This window comes from Haloechinothrix halophila YIM 93223 (genome assembly GCF_000504245.1).
Taxonomy (GTDB): domain Bacteria; phylum Actinomycetota; class Actinomycetes; order Mycobacteriales; family Pseudonocardiaceae; genus Haloechinothrix_A; species Haloechinothrix_A halophila.
This window is the reverse complement of sequence record NZ_KI632509.1, coordinates 4,565,560-4,579,126: the sequence shown is the minus strand read 5'-3', so window position 1 is coordinate 4,579,126 and position 13,567 is coordinate 4,565,560. Positions and strand designations below refer to the sequence as shown.

The 13,567-nt window shown below is 68.8% G+C and carries 13 protein-coding genes; 12 read left to right on the top strand and 1 reads right to left on the bottom strand.

From position 1 onward, the window contains the following. The first annotated feature begins 132 nt into the window (after nucleotides 1-132). The 5 genes from rplU to AMYHA_RS20825 all read left to right on the top strand — a co-directional run bounded on the left by rplU (nucleotide 133) and on the right by AMYHA_RS20825 (nucleotide 4,267). Nucleotides 133-447: a 50S ribosomal protein L21 gene (gene rplU, locus AMYHA_RS20845; RefSeq protein WP_034273757.1), complete on the top strand. Its 315-nt coding sequence runs from the start codon at nucleotides 133-135 to the stop codon at nucleotides 445-447. Nucleotides 448-461: 14 nt separating this feature from the next. Next, nucleotides 462-719 carry a 50S ribosomal protein L27 gene (gene rpmA, locus AMYHA_RS20840; protein ID WP_034273755.1) on the top strand — a complete coding sequence of 86 codons (258 nt, stop codon included), beginning with the start codon at nucleotides 462-464 and terminating at the stop codon, nucleotides 717-719. A gap of 106 nt (nucleotides 720-825) precedes the next feature. Further along, nucleotides 826-2,352, top strand: coding sequence for a GTPase ObgE (obgE, locus tag AMYHA_RS20835; RefSeq protein ID WP_084037405.1), 1,527 nt, complete (start codon nucleotides 826-828; stop codon nucleotides 2,350-2,352). A gap of 2 nt (nucleotides 2,353-2,354) precedes the next feature. After that, entirely contained in the window at nucleotides 2,355-3,464 is a 1,110-nt protein-coding gene (gene proB, locus AMYHA_RS20830) for a glutamate 5-kinase (RefSeq protein ID WP_034278220.1), read from the top strand. Nucleotides 3,465-3,766: 302 nt separating this feature from the next. Further along, the gene (locus AMYHA_RS20825) at nucleotides 3,767-4,267 is read left to right on the top strand and encodes a hypothetical protein (protein ID WP_051400473.1); all 501 of its coding nucleotides are present in this window, start codon (nucleotides 3,767-3,769) and stop codon (nucleotides 4,265-4,267) included. Between the two features lie 67 nt (nucleotides 4,268-4,334). Here the strand turns inward: AMYHA_RS20825 and AMYHA_RS20820 are convergent, their stop codons facing one another. Then, the gene (locus AMYHA_RS20820; protein WP_034273754.1) at nucleotides 4,335-6,494 is read right to left on the bottom strand and encodes a RecQ family ATP-dependent DNA helicase; all 2,160 of its coding nucleotides are present in this window, start codon (nucleotides 6,492-6,494) and stop codon (nucleotides 4,335-4,337) included. A 278-nt stretch (nucleotides 6,495-6,772) separates the two neighbouring features. On the opposite strand from AMYHA_RS20820, the gene nadD reads away from it, so the two are divergent. From nadD to AMYHA_RS20785, 7 genes are all read left to right on the top strand, one after another. Next, entirely contained in the window at nucleotides 6,773-7,363 is a 591-nt protein-coding gene (gene nadD / locus AMYHA_RS20815; RefSeq protein ID WP_084037404.1) for a nicotinate-nucleotide adenylyltransferase, read from the top strand. A 62-nt stretch (nucleotides 7,364-7,425) separates the two neighbouring features. Then, complete coding sequence (rsfS, locus tag AMYHA_RS20810; RefSeq protein WP_034273751.1) at nucleotides 7,426-7,812, top strand: ribosome silencing factor; 387 nt, start codon at nucleotides 7,426-7,428, stop codon at nucleotides 7,810-7,812. Then, complete coding sequence (locus tag AMYHA_RS20805; protein ID WP_231104846.1) at nucleotides 7,809-8,423, top strand: histidine phosphatase family protein; 615 nt, start codon at nucleotides 7,809-7,811, stop codon at nucleotides 8,421-8,423. Before rsfS ends, AMYHA_RS20805 begins: the two co-directional genes overlap by 4 nt. Nucleotides 8,424-8,502: 79 nt before the next feature. Further along, on the top strand, nucleotides 8,503-9,240 hold the full coding sequence (octT, locus tag AMYHA_RS20800; RefSeq protein WP_034278214.1) for a diglucosylglycerate octanoyltransferase: 738 nt from the start codon (nucleotides 8,503-8,505) through the stop codon (nucleotides 9,238-9,240). Between the two features lie 15 nt (nucleotides 9,241-9,255). Further along, nucleotides 9,256-10,110 carry a DegV family protein gene (locus AMYHA_RS20795; RefSeq protein WP_034273745.1) on the top strand — a complete coding sequence of 285 codons (855 nt, stop codon included), beginning with the start codon at nucleotides 9,256-9,258 and terminating at the stop codon, nucleotides 10,108-10,110. Nucleotides 10,111-10,213: 103 nt separating this feature from the next. Then, complete coding sequence (locus AMYHA_RS20790; RefSeq protein WP_084037402.1) at nucleotides 10,214-11,113, top strand: helix-hairpin-helix domain-containing protein; 900 nt, start codon at nucleotides 10,214-10,216, stop codon at nucleotides 11,111-11,113. Then, nucleotides 11,110-13,527 (top strand): DNA internalization-related competence protein ComEC/Rec2, encoded by a 2,418-nt coding sequence (locus AMYHA_RS20785; protein WP_084037401.1) that lies wholly within the window; start codon nucleotides 11,110-11,112, stop codon nucleotides 13,525-13,527. The genes AMYHA_RS20790 and AMYHA_RS20785 overlap by 4 nt, the downstream gene beginning before the upstream one ends. Nucleotides 13,528-13,567 lie beyond the last annotated feature (40 nt).

Sequence of the window (13,567 nt, the reverse complement as noted above, 5' to 3'; positions counted from 1 at the left end):
TGTGATCGCCGTTTCGGCGGCAACGTAACCTATAGGTCGGCCCGCAGGTAATGCGGCCTTACCGTGTGCCTCCGAACACATCGTCCGGACGGCGCACGAGAACCCACCCACTATCGAGTAGCAGGAGCATCCGTGTCGGCGTATGCGATCGTCAAGACCGGCGGCAAGCAATACAAGGTTGCTGTCGGCGACGTCGTCGAGGTTGAGAAGCTCGAGGGCGAGCCGGGTACCGAGCACACCTTCCCCGCGGTCCTCCTCGTTGACGACGGCAAGGTCACGGCCGACGCCGACAGCCTCGCGAAGGTAGCGGTGACCGGCAAGGTCGTCGAGCAGACCAAGGGTCCGAAGATTCGGATCCACAAGTTCAAGAACAAGACCGGCTACCACAAGCGGCAGGGTCACCGGCAGCAGCTGACCCGCGTCGAGGTCACCGGGATCAAGGCATAAGGAGCTGACCAGGCATGGCACACAAGAAGGGCGCATCGAGCTCTCGCAACGGTCGTGACTCCAATGCCAAGCGGCTTGGTGTCAAGCGGTTCGGCGGCCAGGAAGTGAACGCGGGCGAGATTCTGATCCGCCAGCGTGGCACCCGGTTCCACCCCGGCGTGAACGTCGGCCGTGGCGGTGACGACACGCTGTTCGCGCTGGAGTCCGGCGCGGTCCACTTCGGCGAGAAGCGCGGCAAGAAGACCGTCAACATCGTCCCGGTGGAAGCCTGACCGGGTTTCCGCCACAGAAGTCCACGCGAGGGGCGGGGCCGGGAGCGATTCCGGCTCCGCCCCTCGTTTTGTGTATGTAGCGCACGCCTAGCAGGAGGACGTCGAGATGTCTCGGTTCGTTGATCGTGCGGTGATTCATATCGCCGCGGGCAACGGCGGGAACGGCTGTGCCTCGGTGCATCGCGAGAAGTTCAAGCCGCTCGGCGGTCCCGACGGTGGCAACGGTGGCAACGGCGGCGATGTCTTGCTCGTCGTCGACCCCAACGTGCACACATTGCTCGACTTCCACTTCCGCCCGCACGCCCGCGCGGCGAACGGTAAGCACGGCCAGGGCAGCAACCGGGCTGGTGCCGTTGGCGAGCCGCTCGAGCTGAAGGTGCCGGACGGCACGGTCTTGCTCAGCAAGGACGGCGAGGTGCTCGCCGACCTCGTCGGGCCTGGCACGACGTTTGTCGCAGCCAGGGGCGGCCGGGGCGGTCTCGGCAACGCCGCGCTGGCGTCCAAGGCGCGCAAGGCCCCCGGTTTCGCGCTGCTCGGTGAGGAGGGCGAGGCGCACGACCTGGTGCTTGAGCTGCGCTCGGTCGCCGACGTCGGCCTCGTTGGGTTTCCCTCTGCTGGGAAGTCGTCGCTGATCTCGGTGCTGTCGGCGGCCAAGCCCAAGATCGCGGATTATCCGTTCACCACGCTGGTGCCCAACCTCGGTGTGGTGACGGCGGGGGAGACGTCGTTCACCATGGCCGACGTGCCGGGCCTGATCCCCGGCGCGAGCGAGGGCAAGGGACTCGGACTCGACTTCCTGCGCCACATCGACCGCTGCGCGGTGCTGGTTCACGTCGTCGACTGCGCCACCTACGAGCCGGGACGCGACCCGCTCTCTGACGTCGACGCGCTGGAGGACGAGCTGGCGCGCTACACACCGAGCCTCGGCGATGAGCTGGCCAAACGGCCTCGGGTGATCGTGCTGAACAAGATGGACGTCCCGGAGGCCGCCGAGCTGGCTGAGTTGGTGCGACTGGAGCTGGAGGCGCGCGGGCTGCGGGTGTTCGAGGTGTCCACCGCGACTCATCAGGGACTGCGTGAGTTGACGTTCGCGCTGGGCGAGGTCGTCGCCGAGCACCGGGCGTCGCAGCCCCCACAGCAGGCGAAGCGCATCGTGCTGCGGCCTGCCGCGGTCAACGACACCGGGTTCACCATCGAGGCCGACCCCGAGGACCCGGAAGCCTTCATCGTGCGCGGGGAGCGTCCGGAGCGCTGGATCTCGCAGACGAACTTCGACAACGACGAGGCCGTCGGTTACCTAGCGGACCGGCTGGCGCGGCTCGGCGTGGAGGATGCGCTGGCTAAGGCCGGTGCGAAGCCGGGCAGCCCGGTCACCATCGCCGGGGTGACGTTCGACTGGGAGCCGTCGACGCCTGCTGGCGTCGCGGTGCAGATGACCGGACGCGGCACCGACGCCCGGCTGGAGCAGAGCACTCGGGTGGGCGCGGCCGAGCGTAAGCGGGCGCGGCAGCTGCGGCGGGACGGCATGCCGGAGGAGGAGCCTGCTGGCGGCTCGTCCGGCGGTTCCGCCGACCGATCCGGCACTCACGACCTTTCCGATGATCCGGACGATTCGGACGAGGAGTCGTCGTGACCGTGTCGGCCTCCCGGGCGGCAGTCGTCGGGGCGGATCGGCTCGTCGTCAAAGTCGGTTCCTCGGCGCTGACGACCGCGGCGGACGGCCTTGACCGTACGAAGCTGGATGGGCTCGTCGACGCCCTCGCTAGTCGGGTCAAGCAGGGCGTGCAGGTGGTGCTGGTGTCGTCCGGCGCGATCGGCGCCGGCATCTCACCGCTGGCGTTGCCGGTGCGGCCCCGCGACCTGGCGACCCAGCAGGCAGCGGCGAGCGTCGGCCAACTCGCGCTCGCGCACGCGTATGCCGAGTCGTTCGGCCGGTACGCGCTCACCGTGGGCCAGGTGCTGCTGACCTCGGACGACGTCGTGCGTCGCGCGCACTACCGCAACGCGCAGCGAACCTTCTCCCGGCTGCTGGCGCTGGGCGCGGTCCCCGTGGTCAACGAGAACGACACCGTCGCCACCGAGGAGATCCGGTTCGGCGACAACGACCGGCTCGCCGCGTTGGTGGCGCACCTCATCGGCGCGGACGCTCTCGTGTTGCTATCCGATGTGGACGCTCTCTATGACGGCGACCCCCGCCACGGCGCGACTCGCAAGATCACTGAGATCGACGGGGCGGCCGACCTCGCGGGACTCGACATCGGCATGTCCAGTTCTGGCCTCGGCACCGGCGGCATGGTGTCTAAGCTGTCCGCCGCGCGGATGGCCGCTGCCGCCGGGATCCCAGTGCTGCTGGCGAGTTCGGGCGACGCGGAACGGGCGCTGGGCGCGGCGGACGTCGGCACGGCGTTCACCGCCGCCGGAGCACGACTGACGGCACGCCGGTTCTGGCTGGGTTACGCCGCTGGCGCGACCGGGCGCTTGCACCTGGACGACGGTGCGGTCTCCGCCGTGGTGCGGCGACGTCGTTCGCTGCTCGCCGCTGGCGTGACCGGTATCGACGGTGATTTCGTCGCGGGCGACGTCGTGGACCTGGTCGATCCCGAGCAACGGGTCGTCGCCCGGGGCGTCGTTGGCTTCGACGCGGGCGAGCTGCCAGAGTTGATCGGCCGCTCCAGTCACCAGATCCCGCCCGACCTCCGCCGCGAAGTCGTCCACGCCGACGACCTGGTCCCCCTCACCCCCTGACCCACCGCATCGTGTCCGACGTTCCAGGCGTTGTGTCATGCGCTCCCGACGCCGTGTCCGACATTCACGACGCCGTGTCATGCGCTCCCGTCTTTGTGTCATACGCCCATGACGTCGTGTCTGACGTTCCAGGCGTTGTGTCCGACATTCACGACGCCGTATTCAACGTTCGGACGCTCGTGTCCATCCACTGACCGAGATGAAGTCCCGGGGTGCTGCTGCCGCCGATCCGTCCACCTCAGGGACATCTCAGGAGCTACCCGGATGTCTCCCACCGGTGTGTCGGATCTAGCGTGCTGGTCATGACTGAGCACGAGCCTCATGGCAGCTGGGTGAGGTCGCCCCGAATCGGACTGCCATTGCCAGCCGTTTTCGCGCTAGCGCTCCTCGCTGCGCCACGCGTCGTCCTTCACGATCTGGACGTCATTGAGGAAGGCACATTCGTCAACGCCCTCTTCGTGTTCATTCCCCCATTGATTTGGATCGGAATCGCGGTTCTCCGCAAGATTCACCGCCCGATCTTGACGCTTTTTGTGGTCGGCGTGTTCTACGGCGTACTGCTCGCCGTCGGCCACCAAATCCTGTGGAACATCAACAGCGACGATCCAGTGATGCTTGGTGGCAACCTGGCCGACATAGATCCCGACGTTCAGACCGTCATCATCCGCGTGTTCGCAGCAATAAGCAGCGTTGTGACGGGCACTTTCGTCGGTGTGGCGGCAGGCCTCGTCGCATGGGCGCTCATCAAAACCCGTTCCCGCTCGACCAACGATTCGTCGGGAGCGCATGACACAACGTCCTGAGCGCATGACACAAAGACGGGAGTGCATGACACAACGTCCTGAGTGTCAGACACGGCGTCCGGGGTGCTCAGTTCGTCGTTGCGAGGGTGAAGGGCAGCACGGCGGGGGCGCCCGCTGAGCGGAGCAGCCGCGTGCCGAGGGTCAACGTCCAACCGGTGTCGGTGTAGTCGTCGACCAGCAGCACTGGGCCGTCCAGCGACGTCAGCGCGTCCGCCATCCCAGGAGGTAGCGCCATCCGCTCGTCCAGGTCGGCCACCCGCAGCGCGCTGTTCGCTCGCTTGCCCGCGCCGCCGCGCAGCTCGACGAATCCGAGATCGCGCAGCCGCCCGACCGTCGCGAGTCGCTCGACCAGGCTGTTCACCAGCGTCGGCCGGGTCGAGGACGGCACTCCGGCGACGGCTATAGGTCGCTGCTCCCAGTCCCACTCGGACAGCACTCGCACACAAGCGTCGAACATCGACGCGGGCACCGGGCCGTCCGCCGCGCTCGTGCCAAGCACCTCCCGCAGCCGGGAGCCCCAGCCGATGTCGGTCAACCTGCCGAGCGCGCGCCCCGGCTCGGCGCGCTCGTCCGCCTTGATCCGCCCAGACAACGACACGCCCAGTGCCCCGAGCCCCGTTGGCCATTGCCGCCGGGGCGTGATCTCCACTCCTGGCTGCGCGAGCCGCGCACCCGTCGCCGCCACGACACTGGCGTCGACCTCAGGGGACCAACGCTCGCCGGTGCAATTGTCGCAGCGCCCGCAGGGTGCGGCGTGCGGGTCGTCGAGCTGGCGGAGCAGGAACGCCATCCGGCAGCCGTCCAACTCGATGTACTCTCGGATCGCAGCCTGCTCGGCGCGACGCGCCCGCGCCACCCGCTCGTAGCGTTCCGCGTCGTAGTGCCAGCCCTGTCCTGTTGATTCCCAGCCGCCCTTGACCCGGCGCACCGCGCCATCGACGTCAAGCACCTTGAGCACCAGTTCAAGCCGCGAGCGCGACAGTTCCACCATTGGCTCCAACGCGGCGGTGGACAACGGCTTCTCCTGCCCCTCAAGCGCCTGGAGCACCTGTGTCACCCGGTCTTCGCCCGGGAACGACAGCGAGGCGAAGTACTTCCATATCGCTTCGTCCTCCTGCCCAGGAAGCAGGATCACCTCGGCGCGACGGACACCACGGCCCGCGCGGCCGATCTGCTGGTAGTACGCGATCGGCGACGACGGCGCCCCGACGTGCACCACGAACCCGAGGTCAGGCTTGTCGAACCCCATGCCTAGTGCGGATGTCGCCACCAGCGCCTTGACGTCGTTGTCCAGCAACTCCTGCTCGGCCTGTAACCGTTCGGCTGGGTCGGTCTTGCCGGTATAGGCGGCGACGGCGAAGCCTCGGTCGCGGAGGAACGTGGCGATGTCGTGCGCGGCGGCGACGGTCAGTGTGTAGATGATGCCCGAGCCGGGCAGTTGGTCGAGCCGCTCAGCCAGCCACGTCAGCCGCGCCTCAGGCGTGGGTAGCGTGACGACGGCGAGCCGCAAGCTCTCCCGATCCAGCGGCCCCCTGAGCACCAACGCACCTGACGATTCCGCACTGGCATCGACTCCCGAACCCGAGTCGGCGCTCCCGCCGGACGATGCCGCCCCAGGCACGACCTGCTCCGCCACATCCGCCACGACGCGATCGTTCGCTGTCGCTGTCGTCGCCAGCACCGGGACTCCGTCCGGCAGGTCTGCGATCAGCGTTCGGAGTCGCCGGTAGTCCGGGCGAAAGTCGTGCCCCCAGTCGGAGATGCAGTGCGCCTCGTCGACGACCAGCAGCCCCGCCGTCGCGGCCAGCTTCGGCAGCACGGCGTCGCGGAAATCCGGGTTGTTCAGTCGCTCCGGACTCACCAGCAGAACGTCGACCGTGCCCTCCGCGATCGACGCCTGCACCTCATCCCAGTCCTGTTGGTTGGCGGAGTTCATCGTCACCGCCGCGATCCCGGCGCGGCGCGCGGCCTCGATCTGGTTGCGCATGAGCGCCAGCAGTGGCGACACGATCACCGTCGGCCCCTCGCCACGCTCCCGCAGCAGCGCCGTGGCCACGAAGTACACCGCCGACTTGCCCCACCCGGTGCGCTGCACCACCAGGGCACGCCGTCGTTGAGCGACCAGCGCCTCGATCGCGCGCCACTGGTCGTCGCGCAGGACGGCGTCGGGGCCAGCGAGGGCGCGCAGCACGGTGTCGGCACGGGTGCGCAGCGAGCTCGTATCCACGCTGCAACGTCTACCGCATGCCCCCGACAGCCATCACGCGGGTGCGTCCAAGGGAGTGTGGCCGTGATCACGGACAGCCACGCTCCGGATACGCGTCATGACCCAGCTGCGGGCAAGTCTCCTGGGCGTATCGGTGCTCGCGGGGTAGCGCGGATACTGCCGGTGATTCCAGTTCACCGCTCGGCGCGGTGCGCGGGTGATGTTGTCAGGGGATTCGGGGTCCCATCCGCGCACCGCGTCGTCTCCGGTCTCACCGCCGACGTAAGCTCGAGGCCGTTATGGCAGCACATCGACGGGTCGGCGTCATGGGTGGCACATTCGACCCGATCCACAACGGACACCTCGTCGCCGCGAGCGAAGTGCAGTCGCGGTTCTCGCTCGACGAGGTCATTTTCGTCCCGACGGGCCAGCCGTGGCAGAAGTCGGACCAGACGGTCAGTGACGCCGAGGATCGCTACCTCATGACCGTCATCGCGACCGCGTCCAATCCGGTGTTCACCGTCAGCAGGGTCGACATCGACCGCCCCGGTCCTACCTACACGGTCGACACATTGCGGGAACTGCACGAACGCTATCCCGACGACGAGTTGTACTTCATCACCGGTGCCGACGCGATCGAGCAGATCCTTACCTGGTATGCCGTGAACGAGATGTTCGACTTCGCCCACTTCATCGGCGTCACCCGTCCGGGTTATGACCTCAACGACCATCACCTGCCGGAAGGCAAGGTCAGCCTGGTCGAGGTCACCGCGATGGCGATCTCGTCTACCGGCCTGCGGGAACGGGTACGCAAGGGCGAGCCCGTCTGGTATCTGACCCCGGACGGTGTGGTGCGCTACATCGACAAACACAAGCTCTACCGGGAGTGAGCCGGGCGGGCAGGTACGCTCGACCAGCGCACTCAAGTGACACGGCGAAGGAGCGAGCGACGGTGACAGCGACGGGCCAGGCACGCGAGCTGGCTGAGACGGCGGCACGGGCCGCCGCGGACAAGAAGGCGTCCAACATTGTCCTGCTGGACGTCTCAGACCAGTTGGTCATCACCGACGTCTTCGTCATCGCATCGGCGCCCAACGAACGCCAGGTCGGCGCGGTCGTCGACAACGTCGAGGAGAAGCTGCTGGCCACCGGGCACAAGCCGGTGCGCCGCGAAGGTGCGCGCGAGGGCCGGTGGGTGCTGCTGGACTACGTCGACGTCGTGGTGCACGTTCAGCACGACGAGGAGCGCGCCTTCTACGGGCTGGAACGGCTCTGGAAGGACTGTCCGCAGCTGGAGGTCGACGGTCTGCGGCCAGCGGACGTCGGCGATGAGCTGTGAGTGACCCGGGAGTGCGCAGGATCATCCTGTGGCGCCACGGCGAGACGACCTATAACGCCAGTGGCCGGATGCAGGGCCACATCGACACCGAGCTGACCGAGATCGGCTGGAACCAGGCGCGGTTCGCCGTGCCCGCGCTCTCTCGGTTCGCGCCGGATCTGGTTGTGGCGTCCGATTTACGGCGGGCCACCGACACCGCCACGGTGTTCACCGAGGGCATGGGGGTGCCACTGCGCGTTGACAAGCGGTTGCGCGAAACCTGTCTCGGCCAGTGGCAGGGGTTGACCGGCGCCGAGGTCGATGAGCGCTGGCCCGGCTATCGACGTCGGTGGCGGGTGGACGCCACGTGGGCGCCGCCGGGTGGCGAGTCGCGCGTCGACGTCGCCGATCGGGCGTACGAGGTGGTCGAGGACCTGGAGCGAGAAGACCTGGACACCGTGCTGCTCGCCGCCCATGGCGGGCTGATCGTGGCGTTGAGCGCGCGGCTGCTCGACCTGCCGATCGAGCACTGGACGGTGCTCGGTGGCATCGGCAACTGTCACTGGGTGGAGCTGGCGCGGCCAGACGGCCGATGGCGGTTGCACGCCTACAACGCCGGGATGACCGGGTAGTCCGATGGCGACCGCCCATGGGTCCGACGCATCGGGCACGCCGGCGGCTCACGGGCCGCAGGAGGTCGAGTCCGGCTCGCTGGGCACGCTGCTGGTGTTCGGGGACTCGCTGAGTTTCCACGGTCCTGATCAGGCTTACGCCGCCGACGAGCCGAGGCTGTGGCCGAATCTCGCCGCTGCCGAGCTTGGCGGTGAGGCGATCCTGGTTGCCGGGCGAGGCTGGACCGCGCGGGACGCCTGGTGGTCGATGATCGGCGACCCGCGGGTGTGGGCGGACCTGCACCGGGCGGACGCCGTGGTGCTCGCAGTCGGCGGGATGGACTCGATGCCGTCACCGTTGCCGACGTATCTGCGCACCGGGCTGCGATACCTCCGCCCCGAGTGGCTGCGCCGGGCGGTGCGCGGTGCCTATCGGGCCGCGCAGCCGAGGCTGTCGGTGGCGCTGCGCGGACGTCCGCTGGTGCTGCCGACCGCGCAGACCGTGCGGTACCTGGACGCGGCGGTGACCGCGTTGCGGACGTTGCGCGCCGACCTGCCGATCGTCGGTGTGGTGCCGCCGAAGCACCGCGCGGCGTCGTACGGCTTCGTGCACACCGGCCGGATCCGCACGGCCGCCGCGATTAACACGTGGGCGGAACGGGCCGGGGTGCCGATCGTCGACCAGGCAGCTGTCACTGGCGAACATGTGATGTCGGGGCGTGGCAACCCGGACGGCATGCATTGGGGTTGGGAAGGTCACGCCCAGATGGCGGTGGCGATGGCCGGGGCACTCCGGCCACTGCTTGCCGTGCGGCACGAAGCTCCCGGCGCGAACTGATTTACGCTGGACGACGTGCAGGTCACTGTCGTCACCGATTCCACAGCCTATCTGCCGGAGGGCTTCGCCGTCCGGCACTCCATCACGACGGTGCCGCTGTATGTGCTCATCGACGGTGAGGAGGGGCTTGATGGCGTCGACGTCGATCAGGGTGAACTTGTCGACGCGCTGAAGGCCAAGCGCAAGGTGACGACGTCGATGCCGTCGCCCGTCTCGTTCAGCAAGGCCTACCGCGAGGCGTTGGACAATGGTGCTGACATGGTGGTGTCGGTGCACATCTCCAGCGAGCTGTCCGGCACGTGGGGTGCCGCCGTCGCCGCCGCCGACGAGGTGAACGCCGAACGCGGCGAGGGCTCGGTGCGAGTCGTGGACTCCCGAACGACCGTCATGGGACTCGGGTTCGCCGCCGTGCGGGCTGCGGATGTCGCCACTCGCGGGGCAACTGGGGCCGAAGTTGAGGCCGCGGCGGTGTCCGCTGCTGCCCGTTCACGGACGTTGTTCGTCGTCGAGACGTTGGAGCACCTGCGCCGCGGTGGCCGGATCGGAGCGGCCACGGCTGTGCTCGGAACCGCGTTGGCGATGAAGCCGCTGTTGCATATCGACGACGGCAAGATCAAGCCGTTGGAGAAGGTGCGCACGCTCAGCCGGGCGATGACGAGGCTGGCCGATCTGGCCGTGGAAGCGGCTGGTGACCAGCAGGTTGAGGTCGCGGTGCAGCACCTCGGTGCGCACGAACGAGCCGCTCGGCTGGCTGAACAGCTTGAAAAACGGATCCCCGGCGCGACGGGCTGTGTCGTGGCCGAGTTGGGCGCGGTGATCGGGGCACACACCGGTCCCGGCGTGGTCGGCGTAGTGGTCCAGCCGGTGTGACGTCCCGACACTAGTGTGCCGGTGTATCCACAGGTTGTTGGCAGTCCACAGCCCCAATCAGGGGGCTGGCGTGGGATTGCAATCGGCTTCTACTGTCGCCTGCATGTTCGCGCAATCACCCTTCGTGTCCAAGTCCAATACCGTGCGTGCTTCTGTGGTCCGGGCGCGGTTGAGCCGACTGTGGGAGCCCGCGCCGCCCGGGTCGCCGGCGTCCGGTGAGCCGCCTGGTGGGTCCGGCGCGCCGCCGGGCGGCGTCGGCGTTGCGGGCTCGTCCGGCGTCACGGGCGGCTCGCCAACTGGCCCGCCCCTTCCGAAACGCACTCGCTTGACGCGCGTCGCCGTTGCCGTCGGGGCGCTGAGTTCGGTCGTCACGGTCGCCCTCCTGCTCCTGGCGGGCGGACAGGAGTCAACGCCCGCACCTCCGTTGCCGCTGGCCGCCCATGACACGGTGACGACCACGACGGAGCCGGGGGCTGCTGGCGGTGCGACGGCTGCCAGCGGCGCAGGTACGGTCAGCGGCGCCACCGCGGCTGGCGGGTCTACCGCTGCTAGCGCCACCACCGCGCGTCTCGTCGTGAGCGTCGTGGGCAAAGTGGCCGAGCCGGGCCTGGTCACGGTCGATGAGGATGCCAGGGTCGCCGACGCGCTGGAGGCTGCCGGTGGTGCCACTGGTGGGGCGAATCTGGCCACGATCAACCTCGCCCGGAAATTGTCCGACGGCGAACAGATCTACGTCGACGTTCCTGTCCCTGCCGGGATGACTCAGGCTGCGGCCGAGGGTAGCGAGGGTGCCACGGAGTCGCGGGTTGACCTCAACGCGGCCACAGAGGCTGAGCTGCGGGAGCTGCCAGGAGTGGGGGAAGTGACGGCGCAGCGCATTGTGGAGTGGCGCGCGGAACACGGTGGCTTCACCGGCGTCGAGCAGTTGCGCGAGGTGTCCGGGATCGGGGAGCAGCGCCTGGCCGATCTCCGGGAGCGCGTCACCGTCGCGGCCGCTGGATGACACCGACTCGTGGCGTCGCGCGTCGGTTCATCTCTGCCTCGCCTTCGGCGAGCGCGGCGCCGGCTAGCGGCGCCCAGCACGACTACCGGCTGGTGCCCGCTGCCCTGACGGTGTGGGCGGCCGGCCTGCTGGGGTTGCTCGGCGCGTGGTGGCTAGCGGCATTGTGCGGCGGCGGCGCGTTCGTGACGGCCGTGCTTCCCGCTGTGCGGCGTTCCACGTTCGGCCGTCGCCATGGCGCTGCGGCGCTTGGGGTGGCAGGCGTGCTGAGTGCGGTGCCGCTGACCGTCGCGCTCCACGACGCCGAACACGATCCATTGCGTGACGTCGCTGCCAGCAGCGCCGACGCGGTGCTGGACGTCGTTCTGACAAGTAGGGCCCGCGCCATCCGCTCGGCCGGGTACGCGGGTCAGTCCGCCGGTAGTGGCCAGGTCGTGCTGCACGCCGAGGTTGAGCGAGCGGCGGTGTCGGGGCGAGTGGTCGCGAGCACGGGGCGGGTTCTGCTAGTGGCGCCGTCGAACGGCTGGTCCGGACTCGTGCCGGGACAGCGGTTGCGGGCTACCGGGATGCTGCTGCCAGCGAAGTCCGATGAACTGATCGTGGCGGTGCTGCGAGTTCGCACCGACCCTGCCCGCGTCACGGCGGCACCGTGGTGGCAGCGCGCGGCACGGTCGATGCGGCACGCGCTGCGCACGGTCTCGGCGGACGTGCTGGATCCCGACGAGGCAGGCCTGTTGCCAGGGCTGGTCGTCGGAGATACTTCGGCGCTGCCGCTGCGGGTGGAGGAGGAATTCCTCGCGGCGGGCATGTCTCATCTGACGGCCGTGTCCGGTTCCAACGTCGTGATCGTCGTTGGCGCCGCGTTCGTACTGCTGCGCGTGATGCGGGTGGGGCCACGAACGTCCGCGGTGATCGCCGGGGTGGTGTTGCTCGGGTACGTGGTGCTCGTCGGATCCGAGCCCAGCGTGCTGCGGGCTGGTGTGATGGGCGCCGTCGGGTTGCTCGCGCTCGCGCTGGGCAGGAACCGCTCGGCGCTGCCCGCGTTGGCGTTCAGCGTGATCGTGCTGGTGCTGGCCGATCCCGCGATGGCGATCAGTGTCGGCTTCGCGTTGTCGGTGGTCGCGACGGCAGCGCTGGTGCTGCTAGCGCCGGTGTGGGTGGCAGCGGCGCGGCGTCATGGCGTGCCTGCTGGTGTCGCTGAAGGCATCGCGGTGCCGTTGGCGGCGTTCGTCGCGACCACGCCGATCATCGCGGGGACGTCTGGCGAGGTCAGCTTGGTGACGGTTGCGGCGAACGTGCTGGCCGCGCCCGTGGTCGCTCCGGCCACCGTGCTCGGCGTAGTGGCGGCTGTCTGCGCGACGGCCGTGCCCGTACTGGCCGAGGTGGCTGTGTGGCTGGCGGGTCCAGCGGTCAGTTGGCTTGTACTGGTCGCGAGGGAGGCCGCGAGCGTGCCCGGCGCCGTCGTCGGCTGGCCGGACGGCTGGTGGGGCGGACTCGCCGCCGCGCTCGTCTGTGTCGGTGTCGTCCTGGCGGTGCGTTCCCGCCTGCTGCTGACGATGCTCACCGCCGGGTCGGTCGGGATTGCCGTCGTCGCCATTCCCGTCCTCGTCGTGGCACCGGGGTGGCCGCCGCAACGGTGGGTGTTCGTAGCTTGCGACGTCGGCCAGGGCGACGGGCTCGTACTGTCGACAGGGGTGCGTGGCAGCGCGGTCGTGGTGGACACCGGAACCGAGCTCGGCGACATCGATCGGTGCCTCGATCGGCTCGACGTCGAGCGAGTGCCGCTGGTGATCCTGAGTCATTTGCACGCCGACCACATCGGCGGGTTGGCCGCCGTGCTCGATGGACGCGCTGTGGGAGGCGTCGCTACCGGACGAGGCCGCACACCTGAGTGGGCCTGGCGGCAGGTCGTGACGACGGGACGCCGGTTCGACGTCGCGGTGCTGGAGTTGGCGGTCGGGCAGCGGCTGACCTGGCCAGGGCTGCGGTTACACGTGCTTGGCCCAAGGTACGTGCCGCCGCCCGATCCCGAGGCGGACGGCACCGAGGTCAATAACGCCTCCGTGGTCCTCAAGGCTGAGACATCAGCGGGGAGCCTGCTGCTCACGGGCGACGTCGAACTCGCAGCGCAGGCCGACCTGCTGGCATCAGGCGAGAACGTGCGCGCCGACGTGCTCAAGGTGCCGCACCACGGCAGCAGGTCCACGCTGCCGAGGTTCCTGGATGCCGTTGATCCCACCATTGCCGTGATCAGCGTCGGCGCGACGAACCGGTACGGCCACCCCAACACCACGTTGATTGACGAGTTGCGCGACGGGGGAGCGCTGGTCGTGCGCACTGACATCCGGGGTGACATCGCGCTGATCGCGGTCGATGGTGGCCTGCGGGTCGTGCCCGCGCGGGCACGCTCGCCCTAGCCTAATCCGCACTATTATTGGGATATACCTACTATTATAG